10 protein-coding genes are annotated in these 12,192 nt (G+C 43.8%); all 10 read right to left on the bottom strand.

Annotated features, from left to right (window positions below):
• Positions 1 to 100: 100 nt before the first annotated feature.
• The 10 genes from J7I80_RS08835 to J7I80_RS08790 all read right to left on the bottom strand — a co-directional run bounded on the left by J7I80_RS08835 (position 101) and on the right by J7I80_RS08790 (position 12,192).
• The gene (locus tag J7I80_RS08835; RefSeq protein WP_214737651.1) at positions 101 to 967 is read right to left on the bottom strand and encodes a 2-oxoacid:ferredoxin oxidoreductase subunit beta; all 867 of its coding nucleotides are present in this window, start codon (positions 965 to 967) and stop codon (positions 101 to 103) included.
• Position 968: 1 nt separating this feature from the next.
• Complete coding sequence (locus J7I80_RS08830; RefSeq protein ID WP_214737649.1) at positions 969 to 2,702, bottom strand: 2-oxoacid:acceptor oxidoreductase subunit alpha; 1,734 nt, start codon at positions 2,700 to 2,702, stop codon at positions 969 to 971.
• A 296-nt stretch (positions 2,703 to 2,998) separates the two neighbouring features.
• Positions 2,999 to 3,994, bottom strand: a complete 996-nt coding sequence (locus tag J7I80_RS08825; protein ID WP_483297694.1) for a dipeptidase — start codon at positions 3,992 to 3,994, stop codon at positions 2,999 to 3,001.
• 70 nt (positions 3,995 to 4,064) lie between these two features.
• Entirely contained in the window at positions 4,065 to 4,325 is a 261-nt protein-coding gene (gene spoVS, locus J7I80_RS08820) for a stage V sporulation protein SpoVS (RefSeq protein WP_010193268.1), read from the bottom strand.
• A gap of 588 nt (positions 4,326 to 4,913) precedes the next feature.
• A complete protein-coding gene (locus J7I80_RS08815) occupies positions 4,914 to 5,711 on the bottom strand; it encodes a TIGR00282 family metallophosphoesterase (protein ID WP_214737645.1) in 798 nt (265 codons plus the stop codon).
• 119 nt (positions 5,712 to 5,830) lie between these two features.
• A complete protein-coding gene (gene rny, locus J7I80_RS08810; RefSeq protein ID WP_483297693.1) occupies positions 5,831 to 7,393 on the bottom strand; it encodes a ribonuclease Y in 1,563 nt (520 codons plus the stop codon).
• Positions 7,394 to 7,764: 371 nt separating this feature from the next.
• Positions 7,765 to 8,805, bottom strand: coding sequence for a recombinase RecA (gene recA / locus J7I80_RS08805; RefSeq protein WP_214737640.1), 1,041 nt, complete (start codon positions 8,803 to 8,805; stop codon positions 7,765 to 7,767).
• 293 nt (positions 8,806 to 9,098) lie between these two features.
• A complete protein-coding gene (locus J7I80_RS08800; RefSeq protein WP_214737638.1) occupies positions 9,099 to 10,346 on the bottom strand; it encodes a competence/damage-inducible protein A in 1,248 nt (415 codons plus the stop codon).
• A gap of 24 nt (positions 10,347 to 10,370) precedes the next feature.
• Positions 10,371 to 10,949 carry a CDP-diacylglycerol--glycerol-3-phosphate 3-phosphatidyltransferase gene (gene pgsA / locus J7I80_RS08795; protein ID WP_214737636.1) on the bottom strand — a complete coding sequence of 193 codons (579 nt, stop codon included), beginning with the start codon at positions 10,947 to 10,949 and terminating at the stop codon, positions 10,371 to 10,373.
• A gap of 343 nt (positions 10,950 to 11,292) precedes the next feature.
• Entirely contained in the window at positions 11,293 to 12,192 is a 900-nt protein-coding gene (locus J7I80_RS08790; protein WP_214737634.1) for a helix-turn-helix domain-containing protein, read from the bottom strand.

The raw sequence follows: 12,192 nt of genomic DNA, 5'->3' as shown, positions 1-12,192 counted from the left end.
GATGCTAATCACAAAAGATCCCAATAAGCTTGATTTTACAAGAATAATAAAACCCCAATCCTCGATGATTGGGGTTTTATTGAAATTCGCTGCGCTTTTATTACATGAATTCAGCAACCAGCTTGTCAAAATGAGCTTGATCAAGCTTAAGGTCTGCTTTTGATAAAGGAGTTTCAGAATAACCGCTTACCAGATCCTGATAAGACTTACGCTCTGTATCTTGATAGATTAATCCTGTAACCAATCCCTTATGTTCCATCAAAGTCTGCATGGCTGCTTCACGGTTTGATGGATCATATCCTTCGATATCGCCAAGCTTTGTCAGGTTTTCCTTGAACCAATCGTAAGTATTTACCTTGTTGTATGTAACACAAGGGCTGAATACGTTGATTAGTGAGAACCCTTCATGCTTGATTCCAGCCTCGATCAGCGCTGTCAAGTCCTTAAGGTCAGTCGAGAAGCTTTGTGCCACGAAAGTAGCGCCAGCTGTCAAAGCCAATTCCATTGGAGAAATTGCCTGCTCGATGGAACCTGCAGGAGTTGATTTTGTCTTGAATCCAGCAGCCGAACGTGGAGAAGTTTGTCCCTTCGTCAGACCGTAAATCTGGTTGTCCATGACAATGTAAGTGATATTTATGTTACGGCGGATCGCATGGACTGTATGTCCCATTCCGATCGCGAAGCCGTCTCCGTCACCGCCAGAAGCGATGACTGTCAAATCACGGTTGGCCATCTTCACGCCCTGGGCGATTGGAAGTGCACGGCCATGGATTCCGTGGAAACCGTATGAGTTGATGTATCCAGAGATACGGCCTGAACAACCGATGCCAGAGATTACTGCCAGGTCTTCAGGCTCTAAACCCACATTGGCAGCAGCACGCTGCATAGCCGCCTGTACAGAGAAGTCGCCGCAGCCTGGGCACCAGTTTGGTTTTACATTATTGCGAAATTCTTTAAAAGTCGCCATCCTAGAACAACTCCTTGCATTTTGTGTGGACTTCCTGCGGCAAGAATGGATTTCCGTCATACTTGAGGATCTTATGGATCTTCTCATGACTTCCGACATTCATCTTCATGATGTTTGCCAGCTGTCCTGTCGCATTGTTTTCAATAACCGCAACTTTCTTTGCAGATTGTACAAGCTGCATCATTTCATCAGCAGGGAATGGATGTACCAGGCGCACATGTGCGTGGTTAACTTTCAGGCCATCCTTCTCAAGTCTTCCCATTGCCTCTTCAATTGCACCTCTTGTAGAGTTGAAACCTACGATCAACAGATCAGCTTCCTCATGCGGAGCATTCTTGTGGATTGGCGTATTGAACTTCAGATTGCTGATTTTACGCATACGCTTATCCATTTGCGCAATACGGTTTGCAGCAGATTCCGAAGGTTTTCCTGTTTCATCATGCTCAACACCAGTAACATGGTGGATACCGTTCTTCATTCCTGGGATAACACGTGGTGAAACACCGTCTTCAGTCACTTCATAACGCTTGAAGTACCCTTTATTATCAATTTCAGGAAGAGCTTCTGAAGCCAATTTACCGCGGCGGATTTCCACTTTATCAAACTCAAGCGGTTCAACTGTCTGTTTTCCAAGAGATAATTGCAGGTCCGTCAGCATAATGACAGGGCACTGATATTCCTCGGCAAGGTTGAATGCTTCCGCTGCATCATAGAATGCTTCCTGAACAGTACTTGGAGCAAAGACGATTTTAGGAATCTCACCGTGCGTTCCATAAATCATCGCCATTAAATCTGATTGTTCCTGTTTTGTAGGAAGTCCGGTTGATGGGCCGCCACGCTGTGTGTCAACAATGACAAGCGGTGTTTCAGTGATACCTGAAAGTCCGATTGCTTCCATCTTCAAGGAAAGACCTGGTCCAGCAGAAGCTGTAAGGGCACGTACACCGCCATAGTTAGCACCGATTGTCATAGTGACAGCAGCGATTTCATCTTCCGTCTGGATAACTGTTCCGCCAAGGGCAGGAAGTTTCTTGATCAGATATTCCATGATTTCTGAAGCAGGTGTGATTGGGTATGCAGCCATGAAACGGCAACCTGCTGCTACTGCTCCAAGAGCGATTGCATCATTGCCGATCATGAACAGGCGTTTCTGGCCATCAGCCTTTTCAAGCTGCATTGTCTCAGCGCCGCCTAATTGTTCTTTCGTATATTCGTAGCCAGCTTTGATGGCTTCCATATTTTTATCGACAACTTGTTGTCCTTTGCGTCCGAAAATCTCCTGGACGACTTCTTCAAAAACTTGGATATCCAAGTCTAGAACTGCACTAGTCGCACCGATGGCAACCATGTTTTTCATAAGAGATGTTCCCAATTCAGTAGCCATTTCCGTAAATGGAACCGCATACATCGCAGCTTGAGTATCCTCAGGCTTTTTTGGGTCAAACTTCGCATCAGCAATAATTACGCCGTTCTCATGCAATTCTTTGTAGTTTACATCGATCGTTTCCTGGTCGAAAGCTACAAGAATATCTAAATCGTCAGAAATAGATCGAACCTCTGTAGTGCTTACTCGAATCTTGTTATTTGTGTGTCCGCCCTTGATACGTGATGAAAAGTGACGGTAGCCATACAAGTAGTAGCCTAGACGGTTCAATGCAATAGAGAAAATTTCCCCGGTAGATTCAATTCCTTCTCCCTGCTGTCCGCCAACTTTCCATGAAAGTTGATTGATCATCTCTTACACCCCTTTAGATACGTAAAAAAATATGTAAAAACGCTTCGTTATTAAGTGTAGCACTTTTCCAAGTAATTCACTAGAATTAAGCGGTTTATATCTTGCATTTAGTGCTGAAATCTAGCAAAAGGATGGTACTAAACGCTTACAATTCTAGACCTATGTGAATAAAAAAGCAACCCTTTCAGAATAATTATTGTCCAAAATATGAATATTTTTTTATTTATTAAAATATTATAAGTTTCTTAAACTAGCCACCTTGGATTCATGGTTAGGGATTTCCTTCTGCACTGGATTCAGCGGCTGTGAACAGGTATTCTGGAAGCCATATTCTTATGCAGGAACTTGTGGACTTGTATATCAGAATAATATTTTTGCAGTTCATTCCAAAGGTTATCATACTGTTCATTTCCCTCAAGATTTCTTACCGTAAATTCAATTCCATCAAAATCCGAGCCAAAGCCTACATGATCTTCTCCTCCAAGTGAACAAATGTGATCAAGATGGCGGATCACATCATTAATTGAAGCGGATTCCTTTTTACCTGATAAAAATTCCGGCACAAATGTAACACCAATCACTGAATCACGATCAATCAATGCATTGATCTGATTATCCTTAAGGTTGCGCGGATGGCGGCAAAGCGAATAACAGTTTGAATGTGATGCGAACACATGCTCAGCACTTTCCATTACATCCCAGAATCCCTGTTCAGATAAGTGGGATACATCGCAGACTGTTCCTGTATCATTCAGGAGTTGGACAACCTGACGGCCAAACCTTGAAAGGCCCGCTCCCCGTTCCTCCAGGGCACCATCAGCCACATAATTTCCATAGTTCCACGTCAAGCCTACTGAGCGTACTCCAAGTCTGAGCAATGTGCGCAACTTTAATAAATCCTGCCCAATAGCGTCACAACCTTCCAGGGTCAGGAGCGCACCGATTTCATTCTCGGCTAGCCCGTCAATGTCCTCCCTGTCCTTTACCAGCTTTATTTGAGGATGAGGGGTTAGGACTGTTTCATAAAATAAATCTGCCATCCTTAATGCAGCTTCAAATTTCAGGTCAGGATGAACCGATTCAGGCACATAGATAGCAAACAATTGTACTTTGGTATTCGAAGCCTTCAGCCTTTCAAGATTGACCTGCAATCCAGACGAATTAGCGAACTCAAGGGTTGGGTCCATAAATAATTTATATAGGACATCACAATGAGCATCAAAGATTTTCACAAAAACACCCTCCTTTTTACATTCATAATACACCAAAAAATAAAAGAAACCTGCTTGCAGTAGCAAACAGGCTGAAAGTTACCCTTACAGGCTTTTAAGACTTACTATATCTATAGGCACGCTGGCGCTTTCATCTGGGTTCAACAATCAATTTAATGGCTGTCCGTTCTTCGCCATCAATCAGGATATCAGTAAATGCCGGGATGCAAATTAAATCGACGCCGCTAGGTGCTACGAACCCTCTTGCGATCGCTACTGCCTTAACGGCCTGATTCAATGCACCCGCCCCGATAGCCTGAATTTCTGCGCCTCCTCTTTCGCGCAGTACTCCAGCAAGCGCACCAGCTACAGAATTAGGATTAGATTTTGCTGAAACTTTTAATATCTCCATTCCTGGCTCCTCCTTATTTTATCCCGTCCTGGATGTCTTAAGCGGACATCCAGTTTAGTCTGTTCCACTGCTACTATATTCAGGAGGAGGCTCACATATGACCTTCAATAAAAAAAAGCATGTAAGTATTAAGAGGGATACTGTTGTTAGAGCGGATTGTTTGAATGTTTTTTCATGGGAAAGGACAGTTTTATCGATATATTCCGATGTACAGGTTTTGTTCTAGATAAGGGTACTTTTCAGGGTTAATCGTACCCTTATGATGCCTGCCACCTCTCTATAAGGTATCTTTAAGGAGTATCGTACCCCTATGCGGCCTTCTACCTCTTCATAAGGGTATCTTTCAGCGCGTATCGTACCCTTTTGGGTGCTTCTCCCTCTTCATAAGGGTACCTTTCGGCGCGAATCGTACCCTTATGCAGGCTTCTCCCTCTCGATAAGGGTCCTTTTATCCGGATGTTAACTAATTACAGGCATTTGGTATTTCATACACATCCAAATAACCACTTCCACGCAAATAAATAGACTGCAGACAAACTCGAATGAGTTCGTCTGCAGTCTGAAGGATCGTTAACCATATATCAAATTTTAGTCATAGAAAGGATGATCTTCATTAATAAGGATCTTCTGGATTTTAGCTGCTTTGCCAGTCTTTTTATCCAAGTCTATCAACACTGCAGACAGCTGGTTCCTTCCATCCTTGGCTACTTCGAAACGCGTTGGCAGACTTGTCATGAACCTTCTTAGGACCGCTTCTTTTTCTACTCCCAATATACCATCATATGGCCCGGTCATGCCTACATCGGTAAGGAATGCTGTACCAGAGGGCAAGATTCTATCATCTGCTGTCTGGACATGAGTATGCGTACCGACCACAGCGGAAACTCTCCCATCAAGATACCAGCCCATCGCCTGTTTTTCGCTAGTTGCCTCAGCATGGAAATCAACGAAGATGAGGGAAGTACGTTTGCTAGCTTCCTCAATCAATTCATCTGCTTTTTTAAATGGGCAATCTATTGGCGTCAAAAAAGTACGGCCCTGTAAGTTGATTATTGCCAGTTCTTCCTGGTTGATCTTTAAATAAACAATCCCTTTTCCGGGTACTTCTTCAGGAAAATTAGCAGGCCTGACCAGATATTTAGCTCCATCGATGAATTCGAATATATCACGATTATCCCATGCATGGTTGCCTAAAGTTACAGCCTGTGCACCCTGCTCGAGAAATTGCCGGTAAATCTTTTCGGTAATCCCTTTACCACTCGCTGCATTTTCACCATTTATGATTGTAACAGTCGGACGAAACTTTCCCTTTAGCTTTGGCAGATATTCGGTAACCATATCCCTGCCAGGGGAGCCTACAACATCCCCAATAAATAAAATTCTCATTGATCCTCATTCCTGCCTTTAAGTTAAGTTTTTATGTAAAAATTGTATCATAACATCGAGATTAGAGGAAAACCATCAAAGTGAGCATGCAATATAAAAAGCGGCGCCGAAGCACCGCTCTATTTTGCATATTCAACTGCCCGAGTCTCTCGGATGACTGTAACCTTGATATGTCCAGGATAATCGAGTTCTTCCTCGATTTTCTTGCGAATATCCCGTGCGAGGCGATGTGCCTGCAAGTCATCGATCTGATCTGGCCTAACCATAATCCTGATTTCTCTGCCCGCCTGAATAGCGAATGATTTTTCTACTCCCTCATAGGATTCAGAAATCTCTTCAAGCCTTTCGAGACGGCGGATATAGTTTTCAAGTGCTTCGCTGCGGGCACCAGGCCTTGCAGCTGATAATGCATCAGCAGCGGCAACAAGTACTGCAATGATCGAAGTCGGCTCTGCATCACCATGGTGAGAAGCAATACTGTTGATTACAACTGGATGCTCCTTATACTTTGTAGCGAGCTCCACGCCAATTTCAACATGGCTTCCTTCTACCTCATGGTCAATGGCCTTTCCGATGTCATGCAGAAGTCCTGCACGGCGAGCTAACGTTTCATCTTCACCTAGTTCTGCGGCAAGCAATCCGGACAATTGGGCTACTTCCATTGAATGTTTAAGTACATTCTGTCCGTAGCTTGTACGGTATTTCAAGCGGCCAAGAATTTTAATAAGATCTGGATGCAGTCCGTGAACTCCCACTTCGAAGGTAGTCTGTTCCCCAACCTCACGAATATGTTCATCTACTTCACGGCGTGCTTTCTCAACCATTTCCTCAATTCGGGCCGGATGAATACGTCCATCCTGGACAAGCTTGTCTAGAGCTAGACGGGCTGTTTCACGTCTGATTGGGTCAAATCCAGAAAGGATAACTGCTTCCGGAGTGTCATCAATAATGAGATCAATTCCCGTCAACGTTTCCAGGGTGCGGATATTCCGTCCCTCACGACCGATAATACGCCCTTTCATTTCATCATTCGGAAGATTTACGACTGATACAGTCGTTTCAGCAACATGATCTGCTGCACATCTTTGAATGGCTAGTGAAAGTACTTCTTTCGCTTTCTTATCGGATTCTTCTTTCGCCCTGTTTTCGTTTTCCTTAATCATTAGTGCAATGTCGTGAGCAAGTTCTTGCTCAGTACGCTCCAAAATGATGGATTTAGCCTCATCACGCGTTAAGCCCGAGATGCGTTCTAGTTCAGTCTGCTGATTTCGTACCATCTCGTCCACTTTGCTTTCCATCTCTTCAATATGCTGTTGTCTTTTGGAAAGAGCGTCATCTTTTTTCTCTAAAAGATTCTCGCGTTTGTTCAACGACTCATCTTTGCGATCAAGATTCTCCTCTTTTTGCAATAAACGATTTTCTTGTTTTTGCAGTTCATTTCTTCGTTCACGAATTTCACGCTCTGCTTCAGTACGCAGCTTGTGATTTTCATCCTTAGCCTCCAGCAGGGCTTCTTTTTTCATAGCCTCTGCTTCACGCTTCGCATCTTCAACAATTTGTTCTGCGGCGTTTTTGGCACCTGCAATTTTTGCTTCCGCAACGGATTTACGATAAAAATAGCCAACAACTGCACCGACGAATAGGCCAAGCAAAATGGAGATGATTGAAATAATTAGATCCATCATTTTCACCTCCTCTTGCTATGAACTTGTGTTACGTTTTTTAAAGTGTCGGCATGTACATTGTTACAAGCATCAACATACAGCTCAAATGCTTTTAAACGTTTTTAATACCATGAAAATGTAAAATATACATTTTTAATTGTAAAGCTGCCATATTTTATTGTCAAGGGTTTGTCCTATGTGTATTCCGTTGGTTTGATTAATTATTCAATCAATTCTTATTTCTTCTATGTGACTGTTGATTTTCTACACTTTCTGCGGAAGGAATATGAAGGCTGAAAATCAATACTCACCTACCATTAAAGTCAGAAAAGCACAAACAAGGCCTCCTGGATTTCAGGAGACCTTGGTGATAAAGCAGAGATAGACTATTAATCTAATGGGAGTGCTTCCTGGTCTTCATCAGTTTCAGTCACCGTGAACTCGCCATCAAGGCCGTAGTGATTACGGATTTTCTGCTTGATTTCAAGACGGATGGATGGGTTTTCCTTAAGGAACATTTTCGCATTCTCTCTTCCCTGTCCAAGACGCTCACCATTGTAGGAATACCAAGAACCACTCTTATCTACGATATCAAGGTCTGAACCCATGTCGATGATTTCACCCTCTTGGGAAATCCCCTCACCGTACATGATATCCACTTCAGCTGTACGGAATGGAGGAGCGACCTTGTTCTTGACCACTTTGATCCTCGTTTTGTTACCGACCATATCATTGCCCTGCTTCAAAGTTTCAGCACGACGGACTTCAAGACGTACGCTTGAATAGAATTTCAGAGCGCGTCCGCCAGGAGTTGTTTCAGGGTTCCCGAACATAACGCCGACTTTTTCACGAATCTGGTTAATGAAGATTGCAATAGTCTTTGACTTGTTAATTGCACCGGAAAGCTTACGCAATGCCTGAGACATCAAACGGGCCTGAAGACCAACGTGGGCATCGCCCATCTCACCTTCAATTTCAGCCTTTGGTACAAGAGCTGCAACGGAGTCAACAACAATAATATCAATTGCTCCACTTCGCACAAGTGCTTCTGCAATTTCCAAAGCCTGTTCTCCAGTGTCCGGCTGCGAAAGAAGAAGTTCATCGATATTTACACCGAGTTTCTGTGCATATACAGGATCCAGTGCGTGTTCAGCGTCAATGAATGCCGCCTGGCCGCCGTTTGCCTGTACTTCTGCAATTGCATGAAGAGCAACAGTTGTTTTACCTGAACTTTCAGGTCCGTAGATTTCAACAACACGTCCGCGAGGATATCCGCCTATTCCCAGGGCAACATCCAGTGCAAGGGACCCACTTGGAGAAGTAGAAATTTTAGTGTCTGTCTTCTCCCCTAATTTCATAACTGATCCTTTACCAAATTGCTTCTCAATTTGTTTTAACGCCATATCTAAGGCAGCTTGACGATCACTCACTCAAATTTCCTCCTTTTATATAAAAACGAACCAGCATACTGCCTGGCCGCAAATCTCTTATTTAAAGCCTACTATTACTATACCTTTTTCCAAGAGGTTTGTCCAACAAAAAATCGAACATTTATTCGTTTTTTTTAGAAGTGCAATAACCGCCAAATTTAATTTTTCGATGCTTTTTTCAGCAGTTTTATCTTGATATATACCCATTAAAATTAGTTTTCAGCAAAGAATCTGTCTTTTTTCAACACCGGAATGTCTGTTTCCCCATGTCCATAGAAAAACACGGAAGTGCATCACTTCCGTGTTCCTGACAATCTATTAATTATGATCTGGCAGCCAAACTTTACTGATCTTTTCCTGATGGCATCCCGGGACCCGCTGAGGCTAAGTTTTTCCACATGGGCTGGCTGCCCCTTTATATGTACCCCTACGAAAACTGTTCCAGCTGGATGCCCCTCCAGGCTGTCTGGACCAGCTGATCCGGTAAAGCTGATGCCGATATCAGAGTTGGTAAGCGCTGCAGCATTTACTGCAAGTTCTTCCGCACATTCACTGCTTACAGCTCCAAATTTCTCGATTGTTTTTGGATTAACCTTCACAAGTCCAATTTTGGCCTCATTGGAATAACAGACTATACCGCCTTTAAAAAGGCTGCTTGCACCTGGAACTGAAGTCAAATTCTGCTGGAACATGCCGCCAGTCAAACTTTCAGCAGCTGATAACGTCAGGTTTCTGCTTTTCAATAATTTCGAAAGCTCGATCACTAACGAAGTTTCGTCGTAACCATAAAAATGCTCACCGACTCTGTCCATGATTTCAGCTTCCATTCGATCAATCAATGCCTGGGCAGTTCCGTGGACGTCGTCCCTCGCTGTAAGCCTCAGTGTAACTTCACCATCTCCAGCCAATGGTGCAATGGTCGGATTGCTTTGCTGGTCAATCAAATCTTCTATTTCCGATTCAAGAGCTGCCTCGCCAATTCCAAAAAACCGGAGGACTCTCGACTCAATTTTAGCTTGATTGCCAGATAAGCCTGCAATAGCTGCCTGACCGTATTTCAAGAACATTGGCTCCATTTCAGAGGGAGGCCCAGGCAGAAGCATGTACTTGTTATTTTCAGTTACCAGGAACATCCCCGGAGCCATGCCATGATCATTTTTCAGGACAGCGGACCCCTCGATTACGAGCGCCTGCTTCCTGTTATTCTCAGTCATTACCCTGTTCGTTTTTTCAAAATACAATTCGATGGACCTCATTGCTTCTTCATCAAGAACCAGCCGCTTTCCAAGCTGCCCGGCAATAGTATCTTTTGTCAGGTCATCTTTAGTCGGGCCCAATCCGCCAGTAAAGATAATCAGCTCTGCACGTTCCCGGGCAATTTCCATTGCATTCTTCAATCTATCAGGATTATCTCCGACAACAGTATGGAAGTAAACATTGATGCCAAGGTCGGCAAGCTGCCTGGAAAGGAACCTGGCGTTCGTGTTGACAATTTGCCCAAGGAGCAATTCAGATCCCACAGCAATGATTTCAGCATTCATTTCTTGTCCCCCTGACAAAATCAATTATTTGGAATTACTGAATACTTGCTTGTTTTTAGCGAAGTAATCCCATCCAGACCAAATGGTAAAGAACATCGCCACCCATAATGCAATGTCTGCAAACGGAATGGAGAATGCTTCAAAAATGATATTGTGCAGCAAGAGGGCGGAAATAGCCACTGTCTGTGCCCACATTTTAATCTTACCGGGCATTTTTGCTGCAACAACTTCGCCACCCCCGGCAAGCAGTAAACGCAGTCCGGTTACGGCAAACTCGCGGCTGATGATAATGATGACAATCCACGCAGGGGCATAACCCAGTTCAACCAACACAATCAGTGCAGAAGAGACAAGCAGCTTATCTGCAAGGGGATCAAGGAATTTCCCAAGGTTTGTAACTAAATTGTGCTTTCGCGCCAGATAGCCGTCAACCCAGTCTGTCACAGACGCAAAGATATAGATTAGCGCTCCAACAAAATGAGTGACCGGCATGGTTGTACCAAGCAGGGAGATATCACCCCATGAAAATGGGACAATCATGATGATCATGAATAACGGAATCAATAAAATTCGTGAAACCGTAATCTTATTTGGCAAATTCATATACTATTTCCTCCAGATGAAAAATTACAAAGCCATTAGTCTGACTTCTTTCATTATATCCAATATGTAAAAATCATCATTAAATATGCCTATTAAATGAAAAGCGGAGGCGCCTTGGTCAGCCCCGACAAGTGCTGGAGAGCCGACAGGTGAAGTCGTTCTTTGACTTCATCGGGCGGATCGAAGCGACTCGAGGGGCTAGGCGCAGGAGCTAGACACTAACCTTAGTATAAGGTTGATATTATCTTACACAGAAAGTATAGCCCGTATAAACAAAAGTCCATACGGGCATTTTGGCAAATCATACTTTTAAGTGGCTTTACTCGACTGAAAGCCAATAGGCTTATTTCACAAAATTAATCGTTATCACCTGGGTCATATCCTTTTCAGGCGGCACAGCGTACTCAAGCTTTTGGTCATTTACATAGATTTCGGTATCAGGTGCACGTCCGATATTGATGACTGCCTTGGTCTCGTTAGATAAGTCTTCCGTGCGGCTTTCATTCTCCTCTCCTTTAACGAGGGTATCCTGAAAGATGGATTTTCCTGAACCATTCGACAGACCCACCCAAGTCTGTCCAAGTGATACAATTTTAATAACAAACGAGTCGGCACCCTTGAGCTCATATACCGTGTTGCTGCCGCTGTTTGAGGCGACGGTAAGTTCCTGTGCCGGAGTTTCAGGCTCTGTTTCTTCTTCGGCCGTTTCCTCCTCAGTGGCATCCTCTTCTTCGCCAGTGTCTCCACTTCCGCTATCATCTGTTTGATCACCATCATCTGTTATCTCTGCAGGTTCTTCCACCCTTGTCTCCTTACCAGGCGTCACAGGATCCTTTGTTCCATCACCCGCATACTCGACAATCAGATACCAAACTAAAGCGATAGCACCTATGATAAAGATTCCAAACAAAATTTTCGGAAGAACATCGAGAATCTTCGAAGTCTCCGGAGAAACACTTTTCCTCGACTGGACACGGGAAAGCTGCTCGGGCAACTCATCGTTATATGTAGATGGGATTTCATTTTTATGCTGCTCAAAAAGCTGTTCTGGATCAAGCCCTACAGCCTCTGCATATTGTTTAATGAATGCACGGACATAAAACTTCCCTGGCATCATAGAGTAATTGCCCTCTTCAATACCAAGAAGGTAGCGCTTCTGTATTTTCGTGATGGACTGCAGTTCGTCCAGGCTGAGGCCCTTAGCTTCACGTGCTTCCTTTAATAAATTTCCTAACTCAGTCAC

It is taken from the genome of Bacillus sp. ISL-41 (assembly GCF_018613235.1).
Lineage (GTDB): Bacteria > Bacillota > Bacilli > Bacillales > Cytobacillaceae > Mesobacillus.
The sequence above is the reverse complement of the archived record's forward strand: the minus strand, read 5'-3'. Positions and strand labels throughout refer to the sequence as shown.